This window comes from Nocardia macrotermitis (assembly GCF_009604405.1).
GTDB lineage: Bacteria > Actinomycetota > Actinomycetes > Mycobacteriales > Mycobacteriaceae > Nocardia > Nocardia macrotermitis.
The window spans coordinates 191,990-216,466 of record NZ_WEGK01000008.1 but is presented as its reverse complement, the minus strand read 5'-3'; the positions used below and the strand labels follow the sequence as shown (position 1 = coordinate 216,466).

General features: G+C 68.8%; 3 protein-coding genes (1 of these 3 running past the window's edge). 1 reads left to right on the top strand and 2 read right to left on the bottom strand.

What is annotated here, in order from left to right; translation table 11 throughout:
- Positions 1-25 precede the first annotated feature (25 nt).
- Complete coding sequence (locus NRB20_RS19935; protein WP_153411662.1) at positions 26-703, top strand: TetR/AcrR family transcriptional regulator; 678 nt, start codon at positions 26-28, stop codon at positions 701-703.
- Here NRB20_RS19935 and NRB20_RS19930 read toward each other — a convergent pair.
- Positions 678-914: a hypothetical protein gene (locus NRB20_RS19930; RefSeq protein WP_153411661.1), complete on the bottom strand. Its 237-nt coding sequence runs from the start codon at positions 912-914 to the stop codon at positions 678-680. The two genes, NRB20_RS19935 and NRB20_RS19930, sit on opposite strands and share 26 nt — an antisense overlap.
- Before the next feature lie 61 nt (positions 915-975).
- Positions 976-24,477, bottom strand: partial view of a C2 family cysteine protease gene (locus NRB20_RS19925; protein WP_153411660.1) — the end only. 36,504 nt of this gene lie beyond the right edge of the window; 23,502 of the gene's 60,006 nt are visible here — the last part of the coding sequence; its start codon lies off the right edge, out of view — the gene reads right to left on this strand; it ends in the stop codon at positions 976-978.

The window sequence follows — 24,477 nt, the reverse complement described above, 5'->3', positions numbered from 1 at the left end:
CTGGGTCAGTTGATTCGTCGAGAGCATGGTGGTGAGGTCGTTGGTGCGCAGGTCGGGCAGCAGAGGGGTGCCGCGTGGTGAGCGGGAGACGCAGATCCTGGACGCGGCGGCGATCGAGTTCGGCACGCGTGGGTATGCCGCGGTGTTCGTCGCGGATGTCGCCGCGCGTGCGGGGATCTCCAAACCTTTGATCTACCAATACTTTTCGTCGAAGGACGGGTTGTACTCCGCGTGTGTGGAGCGGGCCGGTGCGGCCTTGACCGCGGGGATCGGCGAGGCGATGCGGTTGTCGAATCCCGGTTTCGTCACCGCCGCCGCCGCGGTGCTCGACGCGATCTTCACCGCCCTCGAGCCGCGACCGCACGATTGGAATGTGCTCTACGACCGCAGCGTGCCGCCGGACACCCCGGCTGCCGTCGCGGCCGGAAGGTATCGGCGGAACATCGCCGACCAGGCCGCGGCCGGAGTCGGATCGGCGTTTCCGGCCGAGGAACTGTCCGACCCCGGCGATCTGAGCAGGCTGATCCGCATCTGGATGAGCAGCGTCTCGGCGATCGTGTCGTGGTGGCTGGACCATCCCGACCAGACCGCCGCCGAGATGAGCGCTCGCACGCAACGCGTGCTGTCCGCGCTGGGTTCGGGGCCGCCTCGCCCCGCTTCTTCGGCCCAGGACGCTCTCAGTCGACGGGGCCGCGGGCGGTGAGGACGGTTCTGAGGACGTGTTCCACCGCCGTGGGGAAGACCGCTCCACGCAGTTCGTCCCGTTCGGCGAGGTTGCGCGTCGCGAGGTCCAGGATCTGGTCCGGGGGCAGGCGGTGGACGAGGAGGGCGGCGATGTCTTCCAGATCCAGGTCGGCGGTTGCGTTGTCCAGCCGGATGAGGGCGAAGGCGACGACTATCTCTTCGTCGGTCATGGTTCGCCTCCTCGTGCGGCCGGGACAGTCGGCCCACAATCCTACGGCGTCGAGGTTGTCGTCAGCCGTTCGAGGGCAGTGGTACCGGCGGCGGGGGGAGGGTGGGGACGGGCAGGTGCAGGTGGACTCGTTCGGGGTCTATTCCGTTGGTGCGCAACAGGTTCAGCACTTCGGACAGGAAATCCTGGAAGGTGCCGTGCCGGTGGCGTTGCAGGGCGGCGAAGATCAGGGCGGTGCGCAGGCCGCCGAAACTCGTTTGCGCGCGGCGGGGTTCGGCGGCGTAGGCGACACCGGCCAGCACCTGATCGGTGCCGGGTGGGACATCCCAGAGGAAACGGTCGCTGTAGGACTGCTGGACCTGGTGTGCCCAGGTGAGTACGCGGCGGACCGCGTCCTGGTCGCGCAGGAAGATGACGATGCCGTCGTTGCGGCGGTGGACGGGGCCGGTGACCTTCGCGGAGTGGACGCCGGGGAAGTGGACGGGATCGTCGACGATCTCCCGGACCACACCGGCCATCAGCCAGGTGCGGGCGTCGCCGGCGGGGTTCAGGTAGACCTTGTAGCCGATGTCCTCACCGCGCATCCCGTCCCGCTGGCTGACGCGGCCGAAGTGCACGAATTCCAGATCGTCGGGACGCCACAGGTGGGCATTTTCCCTGGTGAGCACGCCGACGCCCTGGATGACCGCGGACTGCGCGGGGCCGACGGCGCGGCGGGAAAGGATCCGCACCAGCGCGTCGGTGTAGGTGGCCGGGTCCTCGGTCGGGTCGCTCGCGCCGCGGTCGCTGTAGAGGGTGTAGACGTCGTCTTCGCTCCGGATCAGCTGACGGTAACCCCAGACACCCTCGAGGAAGAGATCGAAGTTCTCCCGCGACACCTCGGGAACGGGTATTCCGGCGTTGATGTAGGACTGGTCCCGCAACATCATCAGATCCTCGAACGCCACCCCCGGGCGGAGCGAGGTACGCAGGATGTCCAGCGGACGCGGCTGGTCCAGGACGTCCGGATAGTCGCGCATGATGTCGGTCAGATCGGCGTTCTCCGCAGGTTCCGTCGGGTGGCTACCGGAGCGTTCCGGGGTGAACAGACCACCCTCGACCCAGACGTGCGGGGGCCGGGCGGGCGGTTCGGACACCGGAGCGGCCGGGGTGGGATCGAACGGTGCGCCGGGCGAGAGTGATGTCGCGCCACTGGTGCTCGGCCGTGCGGCGGGGCCCGGTCCGTAGGCCGCGTACGCGCCCGGGCCGCCCGCGGTGAACCGGTCGAATTTCGGCAGGTGTTCGAGTCCGACCGCGAGGACGCCGGTGCCCTTCGGCATGGGTACGGTCGGCCACTCGGGGAGGGTGCCCGCGGCGTAGAAGCGGGGTTTGCCGTCCGGGCCGTACACCGCGCCGTGGCCCTCGGGGGACATCCGGTACTCGGTGCCGTCCGGCAGTCGCCAACCCTGATGGTCCCGCATCGACCGGTACTCGACGCCGGTGGCGGTCCGGAGGTACAGCTCGCCCTGCTTCGAGAGCCCGACCACCGACCCGTCGGGGTCGCGCCGGAACTCCACTCCGCCTGTGGGAGTGAAGAATTCGCTCACCACATCGTGCAGTCGGCCGCCCTCGGCACGTCCGGTTCGCTCGTCGCCGACGTTGAAGTACTCGATGCCCCGGCTCTCGTCCTTGCGATACCGGACGCCGCCGACGTCGGTGTAGCCGGTGCCGCCCGGATCCAGCCGGTGCTCGATACCGTCGAGCGGCCGCGGGTATCCGTGGTTCTGGTCGTGTGGATCCTCCAGCAGCAGCCGCACGGGTTTGCCGCTGTGCGCGTCGTATTCCAGGCCCAGGACCGCGTAGGCGTGCATGCCGAGCAGGCCGGGGGCCTCGCCGGGCCCGAACCAGTGTGTCGAGATCAGTGCTGTCGCAGCACGTTTCAACAGATATTCGATCCGCCCGAGGAATTCGGTCCCCGCCGCGCGCTGGCCCTCGGAGTGCAGGGTGTTCAGGCCGCCGCGCAGGTGTGCGTAGTAGTCGACCAGGGCGGCCTTCTCCGAGGTCCAGCGGTCCGGGAAGTTGTCGTTCAGATACTGCTCGAACAGCGGGACGGCGTCGGTCTCCTCGTCCCACTGGAACCGCACCCATGCGGCGTGGCGGTCGGCGCCCGGCGGATGGGCCAGGTCGATCCGCTCCCGTGCGGCGGTCACCCGATCGTCGACCGACTGCTGCCAGTGGTCGAAGGTTTCCGCCACCCGCTCGACGAAGTCCGGATCGGCATTCGCCCCCAGCAGCGCCCGCAGCGTGCGCGGACCGAGCCGGAGCGGATGCAGCACCGGCTCGCGGTGGGTGCGGGTCGGGCGCGAAATCCCGGTTCCCGCTTCGTAATACGCGTGGCCGAGACGTTCGAGAATCTGTTCGGGCGGATGCCCGGGACCGCCGTAACCGTCCTCGGGGGCGAAGCGGCGCAGATACGCCTTCTCGATCATCGCGGCCCACAGCGGACCGCCGCGCTCGTGCCGGACGAAATAGCCGACACCGTCGGCGTCCACGAAGAGCGTTTTCTCCACCGGCACCCATTCGGGGGCGCCGTCGACGAAGAAGCGGACGCCGACCGTGCCGTCCCCGTAGTCCTCGAGCATGTCCACCAGCGCCTGCGGATGCTCCCGGGCCAGGGACTTCAGCGGGGCCAGCAGGCCGCAGGTGGCTCCGGCGCCCTGCCGCGCGTCCTCGGGATCCGGCACGGGCGCACCGGTTTCCGACAGTCGGAACAGGGGATCGTCGTGCCGATCGGCGAGCTGCGGCAGGGCGGGCAGGACGTCGTCGCGGGCCTCGACGCGGACCCATTCGTCGTGCCCGACCATCCGGATCCACCGCGACGTACCGCCGCCGGCGGTGGCCACCAGTGCGTCAGGGGGCGAAATGCGTACCACCGCAGGATTATTCGAGGCGGAATGCCCCGTGATGCGGATCTCGCCGTTCGGCATGTTCCACTGGAGTGTTCCGGTGTTGCTCCCGGGGCTGTCCGGCTGGAAATGGGAGATGTCCAGCAGACTGGTCGGCAGGTACAGCTGCTGCTTGTTCGGACCCCAATAGGCGTAATGCTGTCCCTTGCCGGGGATTTCACCGACCGTGACGGGCATGCGGCCCGAGCTGTAGAAGCGGTGCGCGTCGCCGTTGTGGTCGACGAGCGTCAGCAGCGGGTCGCCGTTCGCCGTGTGCAGGCCGATCGGCTGCACCGGCACCGGGAGCACGGGCAGCTTGCGGTTCCTGTCCGCGGGGGACAGATTCTCCAGGCGCTCACTGTCATCCAGCGGTTTCGCCTCTAGTGCGGCCCAATCGAAGGTTTTCGGGAACTGCGCGCGTCGGCGCGGGGCAGCGGTGCTCGGGCCGGGGTCGGCGGAGAGTTGCTCGTGCAGATCCGCGCCGAAGGCGGTGCCGTCGTCGGAGGCGGGGTGGTGCTCGGGGAACAGTTGGGGTGCGGGACCGGCGAGTCCCGGCTGGGACGCATTCGCGGATACGGGCCGCAGCGCCCGGTGTGTCGGTGTGGTCGCGGCGGCCGACGGTGTGGTCGGTTTCGGGCCGTCGGCGGCGTACGCGCCGACACCGCTCATCGAGACCGACGAGAATTTCGGCAGATGCTCGAGGCGCACCGAAACGATGCCGCCGCGCGGCGGCACGGTCATATCCCGCTGCGGGACAACGGGATTCGGGTCGATGGACCAGTTGGATCGGCCCGGACCGCGGATCCGATGGGTGCCGGTGCGGGTGGTCCAGTGCACGACCCCGTCGGGGGAACGGCGGAAGCTCCCGTCCCGCACCATCTTGTACTCGGCGCCGTCCGGCGTCCGGGCGTAGCGTTGGCCGTCCGCCGACAGGCCGTACACGGTCCCGTCCGGATCACGGCGGAACTCCGCGCCGCCGGGGGGTGCGAAGAAGTCACTCACCACATCGTGCAGCGCACCACCGGGAGCACGGCCCGATCGCGGGTTGTCGACGGCGAAGTATTCGATCCCCTCGACCTGGTTCTTGCGATAACGCACACCGTCCGCGTCGGTGGTGTGGCCGGACGTCCGGGGATCGAGCCGATACTCGATACCGGCGGGCGGCACCGGATACTTCTCGTTGAAGTCGTACGGGTTCTCGAGCAGCACCGCTACCGGATTCTTGTGCGCGTCGTACTGCACATCGGACACCGCGTACGCGTGGGTGCCGTAGAGGCCCGGTACCGCGACGGTGTTCTCGAGCCCCTCGCCGAGTTGGCGCGTACCCAGCAGCACGGTGGTGTTGCGCTGCATCATGTAATCGATGCGCCGAGCCAGCGCCTCGCCCGCGACCTGGTAGTTCGCATCCAGAACCCGCTCATGATCCGGCCCGGCGAACAAGCTGCGGTAGTAACTCCCGAGGGCGTCCTTCTCGGCATCCCACCTGTCCGGGAACTGTTCGTTCAGGTAGCGGCGGAATCCGTCCGGGGAGAAGATCGACCGGTTCGCGACGAAGTCCTCGAACGCCTCGTCGCGGGTGTCGGCGTGCGGGTGGAGTTGCGTGAGGTGCGCGAACTCCGCCACGCCCTCGGCGTCGAACGCGGTGTTCCAGGCGTCGTAGGTACCCGCGAGGCCGCGGGCGAATTCGAAATCGGTGTCCGGGCCGAGCAATTCGTGCAGGGTGTCGGCGTCGAACAGCAACGGGTGCAACATGTTCTGCGCATCGGTGCGGATCGGTTGCCACGGTCCGGTACTCGCCTCGTAATACGCGCGGCCCAGGTGTTCGAGCGTCGCATCGGGGTGATCGGCGAAACCCGCGTACCCGTCGTCGTTGCCGAACCGCTGGGCGAACGCCTTCTCGATCATCGCCGCCCACAGCGGCTCACCCGGTTCGTGACGCACGAAATATCCGGTACCGGTGCCGGTCCGGACGTAGAGCCGTTTGGTCACCCGCACCCATTCGGGTCGGCCGTCGACGAAGAACCGCACGCTCACCGTGCCGTCGCCGTGGTCGGCGAGCATGTCCAGGATGGCCTGCGGGTGGTGTTCGGCCAGATACTTCAGCGGGGCGATCAGGCCGCAGTCACCGGCCGCGCCCTGCCGCGCCTCGCTCGGCCACGGCCGCGGCTGCCCGGTTTTCGAGGTGCCGAACAGCGGGTCGGAGTGCCTGTCGGCGAGTTCGGGCAATTCGGGGATGACGTTGAGCGGCGCCTCGACGCGATACCACTCCGATCCGTTGCGGAACTTGATCCACCGCGACGTTCTCTCGCCCGGTTTCGCGACCATCGTGGTACCGGCCGGGGCCAGGACCGTGATCGGGTTGCCGTCGGTGGTGTGCGCGTACATCCGGGTCTGGCGAGGTGGCAGCGACCAGCTCAGTACGCCCGTGGTGCCCGAACCGTCCCACCGGAAATGGGAACCGTCCAGCAATATCGCCGGGATCTCCTTGATCCGACCGCCCCCGATATTGATCCGATAGTACGGCTCACCGGAGGGGAAGACGCCGGGCTGCGCACGGGCCTGTCCGGTACCGGGGATCTGGAAGCCGTCGCCGGTGTGGTCGACGAGGACTATTCCGCGTTCACTGCCGGGTGCCTGTTGGACAACGAGATCGACGGGGACACCGAGATCCGGGAACAGTTGCTCGCGCTGTTCGGCGGTGAGGTTTTCCAGTCGCTCGTGCTCGGCGAGCTTCGGGGGTGCGAGTAGCGCGCGGTCGTATGTCTCCGGGAAGACCGCTCGTCGGATCTGCTGCGCGGGGGAGGTGTCCGGGGCGGACATCTGCTCGTGCAGGTGGTCGCCGACGTACGGCTCGTCCCGGCGCACCACGGGAGCGGGATCGTCCGAGTGGATTCCCGTGTCGGCAGCCGCCTGCCCCTCGACCGCGTGGACGCCGACGCCGCTGACCGAGACGGTCTTGAACTTCGGCAGATGATCGATCGCGACCGCGACCACACCGCCGCGCGGCGGCACGGTCGGATCCACGACCCACGGATCGGCCAACCGGTCCGCACGCCAGCTGCGCTGTCCGGGCTCGCGTACCTCGGCGAAACCCGAAGGCTCCCTGCGCCATTCGGTCCCGCCCGCAGCGCGTTCATAGTGGTATCCGTCCCGCAGGACCTTGTACTCGGTACCGTTCGGCGTCCGGGCGTACCGCTCACCGTTCCTGGACAGGCCGTACACCGTGCCGTCCGGATCGCGGCGGAATTCGGTCGGGCCGTCGGGCCGGAAGTAACCGCTCACCAGATCCCGCAGCGCGCCGTCGGGACCGCGCCCGGCATCGGCGTCCGAGGCGAAGAAGTATTCGACACCGGTCTCGTGGTCCTTGCGATACCGGATGCCGGACTCGTCGGTGGTCCGTCCGGCCGGACGCGGGTCCAGGCGGTATTCGACGCCGGGCACGGGCTCGGGGTAGCCCTTGGTGAAGTCGTGCGGATTCTCCAGCAGGAGTCGTGCCGGTTCGAGGTGTTCGTCGTACTCCACGCCGAGTACCGCGTAGGCGTGCGAACCGACCAGGCCGGGCACCGCGGTGCCGTTCTCCTGCCCTTCCCCGAGCGGGTACGAGCCGAGTTGCACCGTGGTGTGGCGATCCAGGAGGTAGTCGATCCGCCGCGCCACCGCCCGGCCCGCCGCCAGGTAGTCCTCGTCGAGGATCCGCCTCCGGTCCGTTCCGGAGGTCAGACTGGCGAAATACGATGCGAGAGCTGCCTTTTCGTGTTCCCACCGCTCCGGGAGCTCCCGATCCAGATAGTCGCGGAAACCCTGCGGACTGTTGAGGGCAATGGTCTGCCGGAACTGGGCGAGGGCCGCACGCCGGGCGGCGCGATCCACCGGGTGATCGGTCGCGATCCGGCGGATCTCCGCTTCCTGCTGGTCGGTCAGCGCCCGCTTCCAGTGGTCGTACGAACCCGCTACGCGACGGGCGAACTCGATGTCGGTATCCGGGCCGAGCACTTCGTGCAGCGTGTCCATATCGAACAGCAGCGGGTGCAGCATCTCCTCGAGTTGCGTGCGGGTCGGCTGCCAGCTGCCGTTCTTCGATTCGAAGTACGCGCGCCCGAGACGTTCGGCGTACACGTGGGGTACGTCCTCGAAGCCGCCGTACCCGTCACCCCGGCCGAAGCGCTGCGCGTACGCCTTCTCGATGATCGCGGGCCACAGCGGTCCACCCCGTTCGACGCGGGCGAAATAGCCGGTCCCGGTCCTGGGGTCGACGTAGATCCGCTTGTCCACCTGCACCCATTCGGGTTTGCCGTTGGTGAAGAAACGCACGTCGACGGTGCCGTCGCCGCGGTCGCGCAACATGTCCAGGATCGCCTGCGGATGCCGCTCGGCCAGCTGCTTCAACGGGGCGAGCAAGCCGCAGTCGCCCGCGGCGCCCTGCCGCACATCCCCGGGCAGTACGAGCGGCCGCCCGGGCGGGCCGAACAGCGGATCCTCGCGCCGATCCTCGAGTACCGGCAGTGCGGGCAGCACGTCGTTCGGGATCTCGGCGCTGAACCAGCCCCGGCGGCCGGGCATCTTGATCCACCGCGACGTCTCGTCACCGGGCCTGGCCACCAGCGTGGTTCCGGAGGCCACGGTGAGCACGCTGGGGTGACCGCTCTCGGTGCGGACCGAGAGGAGGGTCTGTCCACCCAGCCCGCGCCACTGGATGATGCCGTACCCCTGGCGGCCCGGGTTCGGGGTGAAATGGAAGTCCGCCATGAATTCGGCCGGAATCCGCCGGGTCCGGCCGTCACCCGGATCGAACTCGTAATACGGTGTGCCGTCCGGCATTCGGCCCTTGCGCGCGGATTCCACACCGGAGCCGGGCAGATCGACCACCTGACCGGACTCGCCGACCAGGGTCAGCGCCGGGCCGCCGCGGGGTGCGCGGCGCACCGCCAGATCGACCGGAACGCCCAGCACCGGGAACCTCTCCGCACGCTCGAAGGGCAGCAGTGTGTCCAGCTGTTCGGTGGCCGGCATCGGCGGCGGTTCGAGCAGCTTCCGATCGAACGTCGCCGGGAAGACCTCGCGTGGTCGTCGCGGATGCAGGGCCGGATCGTAGTCCGAGGCCAGTTGCGTGGACAGGTGCTCGCCGAGATCCATGTCGTCGGCGGGGGGCGCTCGTTCCGGTTCGTGCGCGGTCTCGATCAACAGTGAATCTGATTGCGGTGCGGCGGTTTCCACATCCGTGGGTGCTGCGAGGGAGCTTCCGTACGAGACCAGGACACCGATGTCGGCGCTGTCGACCGAGCTGACCGCGTCGGACGAGCCGTCGTCGACGTAGTCCTCTTCCTCGCCGACCATGATGTCGTCGTCGCTGTCGCCGACCACGACATCTTCGTCCGGCTCGACGGCGAGGAGGTCCGTCAGCTTCCTGTCGTGGCGTGTGTCTTCTTCGTATTCGTCTTCGTCCTCGATCGGCACGTGCCCGCGAGTGACGTGCGCGCCCACACCGCTGACCACCATCTCGCCGAATTTCGGCAGATGCGCCAGATCGATGGCCACGAGGCCCCCACGGGGCATGACCATGCCCCGCAGCGAGGGGGGCGTCGCCGTTTCGGCGGACCAGTCCGGATCGCCGGGCCGACGCACCTGGATCACGTCGCCTTTGAGCTTGCGATGCTCGGTGCCGTCGGGGGCGCGGCGTTGCAGACCGGCAGGGGTCAGCCGGAATTCGGTACCGTCCGGCAGTCTGGCGTAGCGCTCACCGGACTCGGTCAGCGCATACACGGCGCCATCGGGATCCACGCGGTACTCCGCGACATTGTCGTGCGCGAAATAGTCGTCGGACAGGTGCAGATCGTGTAGCGCACCGCCGGGCGCGCGACCGGACCGGCCGTCGGAGACGTGGAAGTAGTCGACACCCTCCTGCTCGTCCCTGCGGTGACGCACGCCTGGCTCGACCTCGGTGGCGGCCGCCGCGTTCGGGTCGATGCGATAGCTCATACCCCGCATCGCGGGATACACCTGCTGGGTGTCGTGCGGATTCTCCAGCAGGATCCGCACGGGTTCGCGGTGCTGCGCGTCGTACTCGACACCGGCGACCGCGTAGGCGTGGGTGCCGATCAGCCCCGGCACTTCGGTCGCGTTCTCGAGGTTCTGCCCGAACCGGCGGGTATTGAGCACCACCGTGGTGTCGCGTGTGCGCAGGTAATCGATCTGCCGGGCGAGCCAACGTCCCGCGACCCGGTAGCGATCGGGCAGCAGCCGCTGGTGGTTCTCGATCTGCGTGGAGTAGATGCTGTCGTAGTACTGCGCCAGCGCGTTCCGTTCGGCTGTCCAGTCCTCGTCGTCCTCCCAGGCCATCATGTCCAGGTACGACCGGAAGTCGGGGTAGTGGTGGACCGCTGCCTTCCAGTGGTCGAAGGTGTCGGCGACCCGGCGGGCGAACTCCGGGCTGGCGCTGGGGCCGAGCAGTTCGAGCAGCGTATCCATGTCGAATTGCAGTGGATGCAACGGCACTTCGGCCTGCGAGTAGGCGGGTCGCACCGATCCGGTGCGCCACTGGTAGTACGCCAGGCCGAGGCGTTCGGCGGGAATGTAGCCCTGATCGCTGAAGTCGGTGTAGCCGTTGCCATTACCGAAGCGGTGGACGTACGCCTTCTCGATCATCGCCGCCCAGAGCGGCGCACCCGGCTCGTGCCATGCGTACAATCCGATGCCGTTGGAGCCCACGTAGATTCGCTTGTCGACGCGTACCCATTCGGGTTGCCCGTCGGCGAAGAAGCGGACGCTGACGGTACCGTCGCCGTGATCGGTCAGCATGTCCAGGATCGCCTGCGGGTGATCGGTCGCCAGCTGCTTCAGCGGGGCCAGCACGGTGCAGGAACCGGCCAGGCCCTGCCGCACGTCCCGGGGCCACGGCAGCACCGCACCGGTCGGCGAGGCGCCGAACAGCGGATCGTCACGGCGATCGACCAGGGCCGGCAACTCCGGCAGCACGCTGTGCGGAATCTCGGCCCGGAACCAGTACCGTCCGCGTTGCTGCTTGATCCACCGGCTGGTACCCGTACCCGGTTTGGCCACGATCTCCTGACCCGGCGAGATCTGCAGGAAATTCTTGCCGCCGTTTTCGTCGGTGACGCTGATTCGGGTCGTCCCGGGCTGCGCCCGCCACTGGATGGTGCCGGTCTCCGCACCCGGAGTGTCGGCCTTGAAGGTGAAACCGAGCAGCAGTTCGTCCGGAATGTAGTGGAACTGCCCGTCCGGCATCAGGATCTCGTGCCGTGGTGACTCACCGGGCTCTTTGGTCATGGTGGCCCGTGCCTGCCCCGAGTGGGGCAGCTCGTACATGTCGCCCTTGTCATCGACGAGCGTCAGCGTGGTCTCGCTGCCGGGGCGCGTGGCCAGCCGGGCCGGGACGGCCGGTGCCGGGAGCAGCTCCTCCCGCTCCTCGGGGGTGAGATTTTCCCAGCGCTCGGCCTCGGTCAGTACCGGCGGCGCGAGCAGTGCCGGATCGTATGTCGGCTGGAAGGTCTTGCGGGGGCGCTGCGGGTGCAGGGCCGGGTCGTACTCCGAGGACAGCTGGACGGACAGGTGGTCGCCGAGGTAGCTGCCGTCGGCGGGGTCCGGGCCGCGGCGTGCCCGCCCGAGCGAACCGTCCGTTGCGCCCGGTACGGCGGCGGTGTGCGTCGGCATCGTGGATCCCGGGCCGTATGCGGCGTACGCGCCGGGGCCGGTCGCGGATATCGAGTCGAACTTGGGGAGCTGTTCCAGTCCGACGGCGATGATTCCGGCGCGGTGCGGGGTGGGCAGGGTCGGCCAGTCGTGGAAGGCGCCCGGATCGTGCAGGACGGGGTTGCGGCCCGGCTCGCGGACCAGGGTGTAGCCGTTCGGGGTCGTGCGGATCTCGGTGCCGTTCGGGAGCCGCCAGGCCCGGCCGTCGTGCGTCGCGCGGAATTCCAGGCCGTCGGTGGTGCGGATGTAGCGCTCGCCCTGCGCGGAGAGTCCGAAGACGGCGCCGCCCAGGTCGCGTCGGAATTCCGTGGGCCCGGCGGGCTGGAAGAAATCGCTGACCACCTCGTGCAGCGCGCCGCCGGGGCCGCGGCCGGTGTGCGCGTCGGGGACGCGGAAGTAGTCGGTTCCCCGGGACTCGTCGTGGCGATGACGCACCCCGCCGCGGTCGACGTAGCCGGTCCCGCCCGGGTCCAGGCGGTATTCGATGCCGGAAACCGGTGCGGGATAACCCTTGTTGTCGTCGTGCGGGTTCTCCAGCAGCACCCGCACCGGTTTGCCGGTGTGCGCGTCGTATTCGAGTCCCTGGACCGCATAGGCGTGCCAGCTGTGCAGGCCCGGTACGGCGGTGTTGTTCTCCATGCCGACGCCGAACGTGTGCGTCCCGAGCACGATCGTGGTATCGCGTTTGAGCAGGTATTCGATGCGCCGCAGGAATTCTGTGCCCGCCGCGCGCTGCCCGTCGGTGTGCAGGGTGCTCAGGCCGCCCCGCAGGTCGGCGTAGTAGTTCACCAGGGCGGTCTTCTCCGCGGACCACTTGCCGGGGAAGGCGTGATTCAGATATCCGCGCAGGGCCCCGGGTGTGCCGAGGCCGTTGGTCGACAGGAACCGTTGCCAGGCAGCGGTTCTGGCCGGACCGCGCGGATGGGTCCGCTTGATCCGCCGCCACTGCGCGTCCTGATGGTCGCGGGTGCTGCGCAGCCAGCGATCGTAGGAACCCGAGATCCGCTCGATGAATTCGGCGTCGGCGTCGGGACCCAGCAGTGCGCGCAGGGCGTCCGTGCCGAACTGCAACGGATGCAGCACCGCCTCGAAATGCGTTGCGGTGGGCCGCACCCGGCCGGTGCCCGCCTCGTAGTAGGCGCGGCCGAGGCGTTCGGCCATCAGATCGGGATAGTGCCCGAGATGGCGGTAACCGTCACCCTCGGCGAACCGTTGCGCGTACGCCTTCTCGATCATCGCGGCCCAGATCGGTTTGCCCCGTTGGTGTCTCGCGAAATATCCGATGCCGTCCGGGCCCACGTAGATCTTCTTGTCCACGCGCACCCACTCGGGTTTGCCGTCGATGAAGAACCGCACTCCGACGGTGCCGTCGCGGTAGTCCTTCAGCATGTCCACGATCGCCTGCGGACGCTGCTGCGCCATCGCCTTGAGCGGGGCGAGCAGACCGCAGGTGCGGGCCGCGCCCTGCTGCACGTCCTCCGGATGTACCTGTGGCTCACCGGATTCGGAGAGGGTGAACAGCGGGTCGTCGTGCCGGTCTTCGAGCGTCGGCAGGGCGGCGATCACGTCGGTGGGGGCCTCGACGCGGACCCATTCCCTTTTTCCGGCCAGCCGGATCCACCGCGAGGTGCCCGGCCCGGCCAGTGCGATGACCGTCGAATCATGTTGGACGCGAACGACTCTCGGCGCGTTGCTGCCGGTGGCGTTGCCGAGGATGCGGGTTTCGCCACCGGGCAGCTGCCAGCGCAGCGTGCCCGTGGTGGCGCCCGGCGAATCCGGATGGAAGGTGAACCCCTCGGTCAGCTCGGCAGACAGGTAGGTGGCCCGGCCGTCCGGGCCCCACATCGCGTAGTGCTGCCCGCGGCCCGGGAGCACACCCGCGGTGACCCGCATCTCGCCGGAGCTGTAGAGCCGGTGCGTCGCGCCGGTGCGGTCCACGAGCGTGAGCAGTCGGTCCCCGCCGGGTTGCCGCTGTCCCGGCAGTTCCACCGGCACCGGGAGCGCCGGGAACAGCTCGGATTTCCGCGCGTCCGTGAGGTTTTCGAGCCGTTCACCGGCAGCCAGCGGCGGCGGGGCGAGCAGCGCCCAGTCGAACGTCCTCGGGAAGGACGGGCGTTCGCGGGGCGATTGCGACACCGGGCCGGGCTGCGCGGACAACTGCTCGTCGAGATGTGCGCCGAGATCCGTTTCGCCCGAATCGAATTCGGCCGGTGCGGTCCGCGTGGAACGGTCCGGCGTGCCGCCGTCGCCGGTCGTGATCTCCGCGGTGCCGCGCGTGGTCGCCGGGACGCTCACCTCGTGTCGCGGCTGCGCGCCGGGGTCGCGCGGGGTCTCACCGGTCGGCGCATCCGATTGCGGTGCGGCGACGGGGCCGCTGGCGTGGGGTGCGGGTCCGGCTGTGTTGGCCTGGACCGGCACCTCCGGTCCGTACAGGGCGACCGCGCCCGGACCGCTCATGATCAGGCCCCTGAATTTCGGCAGATGCTCCAGGGCGAGGGCGACGATGCCGCCGCGCTTCGGGATGGTCGTGTCGCCGGGATCGCGGCGGGTCGGATCATCGGAACGGTCCGGATCGCCGGGCCTGCGGATCTGCTTGCTGCCGTCGGCGTTCGTCCAGAACTCGGTCTGATCGGGAGTCCTGCGGTAGCGGCTGCCGTCCGGATTGCGTTGCTGCTCGGTGCCGTCGGGGGCGCGGTGGTAGCGGGTGCTGTCGGGGGAGAAGCGGTAGAGGTTGCCGTCGGGGTCGTGACGTTCCTGAGTGCCGTCCGCCTTCGTGAGGTAGCGGGTGCCGTCGACGCCGTCGCGGTAGCGGCCGCCCTGACCGTCGGACAGGTAGCCGATACCGCCGGGATCGAGACGGAACTCGATGCCGGGGATCGGCGTGGGGGAGGTGCGGTTGTCGTCCCACGGGTTCTCGATCAGGATCCGGGTCGGGGTGCGCTTCGCGTCGCGTTCGACGTTCAGCACCGCATACGCGTGCCCGCCGACCAGGCCCGGCACCTTGGTCACATCCTCCTGATCGGTGCCGTACGAGAAGGTGCCGAACACCACCTTGGTGCCGCGCCGCAGTGCGTGATCGATCCGCTCCGCGACCGCGCGTCCGGCGGCGGCGAGGTGGGCCGGCAGGCTCCGCTGCTCGGGGATGCCCTCCCGGAAGGTTCTGAAATACTCTGTCAGAGCGCGCTTCTCGTTGTCCCACTGGTTCGGGAAGCGGCGGTCGAGGTAGCTTCGGAACCCGGCGGGGGTGGCGAAGTCGTAGGTGCTCAGGAACTGTTCCCATGCGGCGTTCGCGGCCGCGTCGTCGCCCTGGTGGACGGTGCGGATGTGCTGTTTCGCCGCGTCCCGCCGGGCGAGGTCCTCCTGGTCCCAGTGTTCGAAGCTGTCGGCGATCACGCGGGAGAACTCGAAGTCGGCCACGGGCGTATCGGCCCGGGTGTGGCCCGGACGGACCTGTTCGTCGGCCAGGAATCCGCTCACCAGGTCGTGCAGGGTGTACATGTCGAAACGCAACGGGTGCAGGAAGATACCGTCGTCGACGACGCGGACCGGTTGCGCGCGTCCGGGCTGTTCGACCGTCACCATCGCGCCCTGCTCGGAATTCCACGCCCGGTAGCTCGGGCCGGTCGGAGTCCGATGGAAGCCCCCGCCCAGGATTTCGGCCGTATCGCCCGCGTGCGCGCCCGCCGCCAGGCCGTGGTAGCCATTGCCGCCGCCGAACCGGATGGCGTAGGCCTTCTCGATGATGCTGGGCCACAACGGTTCTCCGGGCAGGTGGCGGGCGAAGTGCCCGCGATCGGTTCCCGGGGTGACGAAGATCTTCTTGTCGACCGTGACCCACTCGAACTTGCCCCCGACCCGGAACCGGACGCTGACATTGCCGTTCTTGTCCTCGCGCAGGACGTCGCGGATCGATTGCGGATCGACGGTGGCCATCGACTTGAGGTTCGCGAACAGCGGGCAGTCCCCGGCCCGACCCTGCACGGCGTCCTGCGGCTGCGGACCGTGCGGGCCGTAGAGCGGACTCGAGCTCCTGTCGACCAGCTGGGGCAGTTTCGGCAGCACACTCTCGGGCGCCTCGACGCTGATCCAGAACGGGACGCCGGGATCCTTGATCCACCGTGCCGTTCCGGCCCCGTGGAGGGCCACCAGGGTGTGTCCGGGCGGTAGGTGGATCGGCATCTTCTGACCGGCCTCGTTCTGGCCGATGATCCGGGTCTGTCCGCCCGGGACGTTCCAGCTCAGGGTGCCGTACGGGCCGTTGGTGCCGGGCTGGAAACTGAAACCATTGTTCAGGTCCACCAGATCCGCGTGGACCGGCAGGTGTTTGCCGTCCACCATCCGGATCAGATACATCCGTCCGGTTGGAAGGTATTGCGCGTCCGCGATTCCGCTGGCGGCCAGCTTCCGCACGATGCCCTTGTGGTCGACGAGGGTCAGGGTGTCGGTCGTGCTGGGGACCCTGAGCGATACGCCGGGGTTGGGGAACGGTGTCGGTAGCGGTGTCGGGGGTTCGAGGTCGGCCTGGTCGAACTCGGTGCGCGCCGGGGTGGTGGCGCCGGGGTGTTCGAAGCCCAGTTTGTCCAGCAGGTCGTGGCCGAAGTCGGTGCGGCCGCCGTCGAATGTCGTTGGGGTCGTGGGGACTTCGACGTCCATCGGATCGTCGGTGGTCGCCGGGAGCGTGGGGTATGCCTCGGGGTTGTGCAGGTCCGCGTGGTCGAGGGTGAAGCCGATGCCGTCGGCGGCCATGGCCACGCTCAGTTGCGGCGTCTCGCCGTAGGGCCGGTGCAACACCAGGTACGAGGCGTCGAACTCGTTGTGCTGATGCACATTCCGGCTTCCATCCGGGCGCACCACGACCATGTCGATGCCGAATTCGCGGGCGGCGATAGGGATCAGCAGATCCGTCAGGTGGTCGGTCGGCGCATGCGGGTTGCGCAGGGTGCCGATGAGGCTCCGGAGCTCGGTGCGCCGCCAGTGCTCGAGTTCCTGGTCGACCTGGAGGCGGCGGATCTGCTCGGTGGACCATTGGGCGGGGGTGAGGCGTCCGTACCGGTGCTCCGCGTCGGCGTGCTCGCGGTGGGTCTCCTCGGCCTCGCGGCGCTGCCGGTTGCCGGGAGTGTTGTCGAACAGCGGGAGCAGGTCGTAGAAGTGCTCCCGCATCCGGTCGGCGAGCATGGTGCGCACCCGCTGCGCGCCGGTGTGGCCCTCCCAGCGCGCCAGCGCCTCGAACAACTGATTCCCGTTGTCCGGCAACGTGTCCCAACGCGCCGCCGCGGGCTCCGCCGTGTGCTCGGCGTCCCGCTCCGATGACGTGTCCGCCCCGTCCCGATCGCCGATGGCGGGGCCGGGCGCGGTGAGGCCGCCGCGATCCTTCGGGCTCGGATGATCCTCCGAGTACAGACCGTGCGCGCCGGGCCCGCTCAGTCCGGCGCTGCCGAACTTCGCCATGTGCACCAGGTCGACCGCCACGGTCAGCCCGCGCGGCGGAATGGTCATATCCCGGGCCGGCGGCGCGCGGTACGGATCGGACTGCCACGCGTGGCCCGGCCGCTTGCGCAATTTGATGCCGCCGGGGCTGGTCAGGTACTCGGTGCCGTCGATCTCCCGGCGGAACGTCGTGCCGTCCGCGTCGACCTGGTACCGGGTGCCGTCCGGGGACGTGCGGTAGCGGCTGCCGTCGGTGGTGAGGCCGTACTGGACCCCGTCCCGGTACCGGCGGTACTGGTTGCCGTGGCCGTCGATACCGTATTCGACCTCCCAGGACTCGTGATTCGGCTCGCGGCGGTAGGTGCCGCCGTCGGGACGCGGACGGTGGTCGGTCCCGCCCGGGTCGAGGCGGTAGGAGACGCCCGGCATCGGCAGTGGCGGGAAGGTGCCCTCTTCGTCGTGCGGGTTCTCCAGCAGCACCCGGGCCGGATGGCCGCCCTCGTGTTCGACGCCCAGCACCGCGTATCCGTGGTTGCCGACCAGACCCGGTGCGGCGGTGGCGTTTTCGTGGGTCCCGCCGAACTTGAACGTGCCGAGCACCACTGTGGTGTTGCGCCGCAGGGCGTAGTCGAGCCGATGGCCGATCGCCCGCGCGGCGATCCGGGCTCGCGGGCTCAGCACCCGATCCTCGGCCCGGCCGCCGTAGACCTCCTCGAAATACCGTGTCAGCGCGGCCTTCTCGGTCTGCCAGGTGTCCGGGAACCGCTGGTCCAGATATTCCCGGAAGCCGTTGGGGGAGGCGTAGTCCCGGGTGCCGAGGAATTCGCTCCAGGCGGCGCGCAGGGCGGCCGGGTCGTCCCTGTACCGGGCATCGAACTGGCGTCGGGTCCGCTCGAGCAGATCCTCGCGCTCCTGGTACCAGCCGAGGTAGGTGTCGGCGATCGCGCGGGAGAAATCGCGATCGATCCGGGGCGTCCAGGTCTGCCGGGTGTCGGACCGGACCCGGTCGTACCGGGCGTAGGTGCGGATCAGGTCGTGCAGGGTGTCGGCGTCGAAGGCCAGCGGGTGCAGGATGTCGTCGTCGGCGATGCTGCGCGCGGGTTGCGGACGCGCGTCGGGACCGGACTGGTGGAAGCCCTTGTCGAGGAGTTCGGCGACATGTCCGGCGTGCGCACCGTCCATGAGCGTACGGAAACCGTCGCCCCGGCCGAAACGTTGCGCGAACGCCTTCTCGATCATCGCCGCCCACAACGCTTCTCCGGGCCGGTGCGAGACGAAATATCCGGCGGTCGCGCCGCGCGCGACGTGGATCTCCTTGGTGACCTCGACCCAGTCGAACGACACGGCTTTCGTGTCCGGATCCCGGATGGTGAACCGCACCGAGACGGTGCCGTCCTCGTTGTCCCGCAGCATCTCGGTGATCGAGCGCGGATCCCGGGCCGCCCTGGCCTTCAGGTTGGCCAGCAGGGCGCAGTCGCCCGCGGCGCCCTGCCGCGCCTCGTGCGGTTTGGGCAGCCCGTCCGGCCCGAACAGCGCATCCGCGCGCCGGTCGACCAGCGACGGCAGCCGCGCCAGGATGTTGAACGGGACGTTGATCCGGAACCAGCCGTCCTCGCGCGCGAACTTCACGTACCGGAGCCGGCTCTCGCCGGGTTTCGCCGCGAAGGTGTAGCCGTGCGGCGCCTGCTTGGCCACCAGCGCGCCCTGCTCGTCGTGACCGAGGAACCGGATGCCGCCCTGCGGGAAGTTCCAGCTCAGTACGCCGGTCCGTCCGGTCGCGTCGTCGGCCTTGAAATCGAAGCCGTCCGAAAGCTTTTCGTGCAGGAACTGGGTGAACCCGTGCTGTTTGAACACGTACCCCGCGGGCTCGCCGTCCTTCGCGGGGCGGAACGTCGCCTGGGCCGAGGAGACGCCCGGCAGCTGGGTCGTCTGCCGCCGGTCGTCGACGAAGGTGTACATCGGGCGGCCGGCGGCGTCGGTGACCACGGGGACGTCCAGCGGCACGGGGAGCACCGGGAACCGCTCCTCGCGCTGCTCGGCCGTGAGGTTGTGCAAGAGTTCGTCCTCGTTCAGCGGCAGCGGTTCGAGACCCTCGGTCTCGGGCTGCCAGCGTTGGAACGCGGTGCCGTCGGACGGCTCGGACCTCGGCGGCTCGATCGGGCGGCCGCCGAAATAACTGTCGATCTCCTCGGGTGTGAACATCGGGTTCGGGTCGTGATCGGCCGGGCCGTGCGATGCGTCCGTTCCGGAGATACCGGGTGCGGACTCCGCCGCGACGGGACCCACATCGGCGTCCGAACCGGGCGCCCTATCGGTGGATGGTACGAGGACGGCATCGATGTGGATCAACTTCGGGGTGGCGTCATCGGCCCGGACCTCATCTACGCGCAGCGTGCTTCCCCGCGAAATGCGCAGACGGGGAAGGCGTCCGGTGTCGCGGACATCCAGCCAGAGCCCGCGCGAGCCGTCGGGAAGTGCGACATGCACCAGGACATCACCGTGGGTGTGCTGCGATCCCAGTGACAGTTCGAGATGACCCGGCTCCCGATGTTCACCGCCCCGCAACAGCCGGGGGTTTCGCTCTCCCAGCGGTTTGCCGTCCACGGCGATCCACGAGGACACATCGTCCAGGCCGTAGGTCCCCACGACGGGCCCGTGCGGAATGACCCGATCGAGGATCCGATCATGTTCCGCCAGAACACGTTCGAAGGATTCTGCATCAGGCTCGGCATTCACGAAGTGCCGCAGCGCGTCCCACCGTTCGCCGCTCCTGTGTAGCGAACTCAGATGGTCGGTCAGCCACCGGCCCCGCGCCCGTCCCCGAGCGTGCTCGTGATCGTCCCGGTCCAGGAATTCGGTAAGTAGTGGTTCGATCCGTGCCGCCAGTGCGGCGCCCTCGGGATCGAGTGCGGTGGTGTCGTGCGCGCGTAGCTGGTCGGCGCAGTACTGGATATGCTCGCGCAGCTCCTCCGGCGTGTTGTCCTCGAGCATATCCGGCAGGTTGTCGTCCTCGAAGAGCCCCGCGTCGTCGAGGAGTCGCATCGTCTCGGCCTCCGCGCGCGTTCGATCGAAGAAGGCCGCGTCGGGGGTCTCGGTGCGCAGGATGTCGGTGAGGCTCGCACTGGCGGTGGAGTACCGGGCGACGAGCTCCTGCTCGGATTTCGGAATATCGCGGTGGACACCGGCCAGCCAGCGAGCGGCGTAACGGTATCCCTCGCGGTTGGTCGTGAACTCGCGTGAACCGTCGGCACGGTACGTGCGGGTCCGGGGCGTCGGCACTATGCCGTTGGCCGGGATGTCGAAATCGACGTCGTCCGGACCGCGAATCGCGGTGAACGACACCTCGACGGTGTCGTCGATCAGATCCTGCGGCAGATCCCGGAAAAGCTCGAGCGACAACCCATCCCACCACATCGGCGCACCCGCGGACGGGTAGACCACCGCCATGTTCCGATACTCGAATACGCCGGGCCGATTCGGCGCGCGCATGGTGATCTCGACGAAAGCCGCAGAGCCCCAGCCGTAACCGGGATCATCGCGCAGGGTGTCGACGATGTGCCGAAAGCGGGCTGCCGCGTTCGCTCCGGGCGCGGGTGCGGGCGTGGCGCCGAGCCACTCCGTGATCTCCTTGTGCACCGTATCGCGCAGCTGTGCGATCGGGAGTGCGGTGCCGTCGGGGCCGAGGTGTTCCGTGGTCGGGAACGCCACTGTCGCAGAGCCTTCGAAGCTCAGCAGACCGGCGACCATCGCGTGGTAGGAGGCCAGGTAGCGGGCCTCGGGAGTGTCGATCACCGTCGGATGGCCGACCGGTGCGCCGAGGGTGTACACCAGCTTTCCGTACGGTGTGCCTTTGTCCCCGGCGGCGCTGTGGGTCCGCGGATCGAAATGGCGGAAGTGGTGGAGATTGGCCTTCAGGATCGACAGCTGCGCATCGGCCTCCACCTTCCAGTCCTGCGCCGACAACGGTGTATCGGTGTCCAGCCGCTGCCGCAGCGCATCCAGGGAATCGGTGAGGTAGGCGACCTCGTCGAAGCGCCGGACCAGTTCGGCCGGTAATGTCGGCCCGGTCACCACCCGGCCCTGGTGCGGCATCATCCACACCGGGGCCGTCGTGCCGTCGGTCGGATATACGAGCAATGCCGCGTGCACCGCGACCGGCGTGTCCGACCAGGTGGAGAAGGAGTCGAATTCGCGGAATTCGACGAACGCCATCGCACCCGGCCCGGCCTTGCGGACCGCCTCGGTCACGGTGGTGATCGCCGGATTCGCCGAGTAGGTGCGCTTGGGCACGACGGTCAGTTTCCGCTGGAACAGGTACGCGGCCTCGGCCCGGCCGCGTTCCCAGGCGCCCACCCGGTAGTCGACGGCCTGGGAGCGGAACCGCTGCAGCGTCGCGACAGCGAACTCGCGACGGCCGGCCCACGCCCGGGCGGCGGCGATCACCGCCTGATGACTGTCCACCACACCGACGCTCGGGGAAATTTCCGGAAAGACGAGCTGGGCAACGGTTTTGCCATCGCCGGTCGGTGCCGAGGGATTCCACCCGGACCGGTCGCCGACCGTGCGATCCAGATCGGCGTAATGCCGTGACGCCGCCTCGACTCGTTCCGGATCGGTGATCAGGAAGCGCACCCAGGCCGTTTTGTCGATCACACGCTGCGGCGGCAGCGCGCTGCGGGTGCCCGTCTGCGGGTCGACCCATTCGGGTGCACCGGCACCGCGCGGATAGACCACCCCCATGACGTGACTGATCTCGGTGACGAACCGAGCACCGGTGATCTTGCGTTTTCCGTCGGCCCCGAGCTCGGCCCACTGGATCAGGGCAACTCCGGCCGCACCCTCACCCGTCTTGGCGACCAGCTCGTGCATCGCCCGATACTGGTCGGCGAGCCGCAGCTTGCCGTTCTGGAACGAGAGGAACCGCGACCCCAGCGACTGCTCGAGCTGCCATTGGTATCGGGCGCCGAGGCCGAACGGAAGGGACGCCGAAGTCGGCGGCGCGACGAGCGGCGTGCCGAAATGTGTCGACATCAGCGCGAGCACCGTCAGACGGCAATTGGTGAGTCGGCCCGGATTGAACCAGCCGTTGCCGTTCAACAGCCCCAGATACTTGCCGATGTCCGGATACTTCTCGAAAGTACCGTCCGGCAGCCGCAATACCTGCTCGAGATCCTGCTGTAAATTCGGATTCTCCAGCGGCAGAACCTCTCTCGCGGTCACATGCCGCATCACTTCGATGGTGTTCGGTGCGGCCGGGGTGCGTGGCGCGGGGACGGGATCGTGTTCGGCGGATGGCTGTTCCGGCGGATGGTGACCGATGTGCGAGCCGTCACCGGAATCGGCAGTGTCGCCTCGCACGTCGGACATCGGGGCGAGTACAGCATCGAACGGTTCGCCGTGCGCCTCCGGATCATTGTTCCGTGCCCGCGGGCTCGGTGCGAAGATCGCGCGCGCGCCGGTGGTGTTCGTCGCGGCGGCCGCCACCGCCGATAGCTGGCCGAGGTCGACGGAGATGTTTCGGGCGTGGTTGGCGGGCGCGGAGACCCGCGGCGTCGCACGGGGCCGCGCTGTCGTTACGGTGGGCCCGCGGACGGGTGCGTATGCGGTGCATCCGTCGCCTACCAGGGCCTGGACTCGGGTAGGCGCAGGATCGGCTCGCACGCTGGATGTTTCGGGAGTCTGGGAGGATTCGGGCGGGGATTCCATCGGGGTGACATCCAGGTCGGAATCGGAATCCGAGTCGGTGATGGGTTCGGGTGTGACATCGGTGCGCGGGCCGATGGTCTTCGGTCCGTAGAAGGCGTGCAACGCCGCGCCGCTGACCGACATCGTCCGGAATTTCGGCAGGTGCTCGACCCGGATCGAGATGAGGCCGCCGCGCCGGGGGATGGTCGGGTCCGGTTGCCGCGGAATGGTTTCCGTGGTGGCCGTCCATGTGCCGCCCGGCTTCTCGACGAAGCTGCGGCCGTCGGTGCGCAGCCAGTACTCGGTGCCGTCAGGGTCGCGCCGGAATCTGCCCTGCTCGACGACTTTGTGCTCGGTGCCGTCCGTGGTGCGGGCGTAGCGTTCGCCGTCCTCGGTGATGCCATACACCGTGCCGTCCGGGTCGCGCCGGAATTCCGCGCCCCGGGCCGGTCTGAAGAAGTCGGTCACCACACCCCGCAGCGCACCGCTGTCGCCGCGCCCGGCCCTGGCGTTGCGCACGCGGTAGTACTCGACGTTCTCGTCGTCGTCCCGGCGGTGCCAGACGCCTTGGGCGATCTCGACGCGGTCGCCGGGCCGCGGGTCGAGGCGATAGTCGATGCCCGCGGTGGACTTCGGATAGATCTTGCTGCCGTCGTGCGGGTTGTCCAGCAGGATGCGCGTGGGTTTGCCGGTGGTGCGGTGGTATTCGACGCCCGTCACGGCGTAGGCGTGCCTGCCGATCAGTCCCGGCACCGCACGGCGGTTCTCGGTTCCGGGCCCGAACCGGTACGACCCGAAGATGATCGTGGCACCCTTGTTGTGCAGTCCGGCGATGCGCCGGGCGACGGCCTCGCCCGCGATCCTGGCGCCGCCCTTCAGGATCCGGTTCCGGTCCGGTCCGGACTGCACCTCGGACATGAACGCCGTGAGCGCGGCCTTCTGCGCGGCCCACTTGCCCGGGAAGGTCTTGTCGAGGAATTCGCCGAAGCCCTGCGGGGTGCCCATCCGCGCGAATTCCTTGGACTGCTGACGGCTGATCCCCTGCACCCAGTTCCGGTACGCCGCGCCGGCCTCGCGGGCGAATTGCCGATCGCCGTGCGCGCCGAGGATCTCGTACAGGGTGTCCTCATCGAGCAGTCCCGGATGCAGAATGTGCTCGATGACCGAGCGGGAGGGCCGCATCCCCAGCAAACCGGTCTGATAGTGCGCGATCCCGAGGCGTTCCGGGACGTCTCGGAAGGTGCTCCGGATACCTTCGTAACCGTTCTCCCCGCCGAACCGTTTCGCGTACGCCTTCTCGATAATCGCCGCCCACAGCGGCTCGCCCGGCGAGTGCTGCGCGAAGATCGCCTTTCCGCTGTCGTCGACGTGGAGCTTCTTGTCCACCCGGACCCATTCGGGTTCGCCGTCCACGAAGAACCGCACGTCCACCGTGCCGTCGTCGTGATCGGCGATCATCTCCATGATCGCCTCCGGACGATCGGTGGCCAGCGCCTTGAGCGGGGCCAGCAGACCGCAGTCGCCCAGACGCCCCTGCCGCACGTCCTGCGGTGCGGCCCGAAGCACACCCTTGGCCGAGGTGCCGAACATCGGGCTCTCGCGCCGGTCCTGGAGTTTCGGCCGCGGCAGGACGGGGGCCGGGGCCGTGACCCGGAACCAGTTCTGTTCCCCGGGCAGCTTGATCCACTGTGCCGTGCCGGCGGCCGGTTTGATCACGACCCGGTTGTTGCGCGCGATGGTGATCACATCGGAATTGCCGGTGGCCGGGTCGTGGGACTGGATGCGCGTCTGGCCGCCCAAGGTGTGCCAGACCAGCTTGCC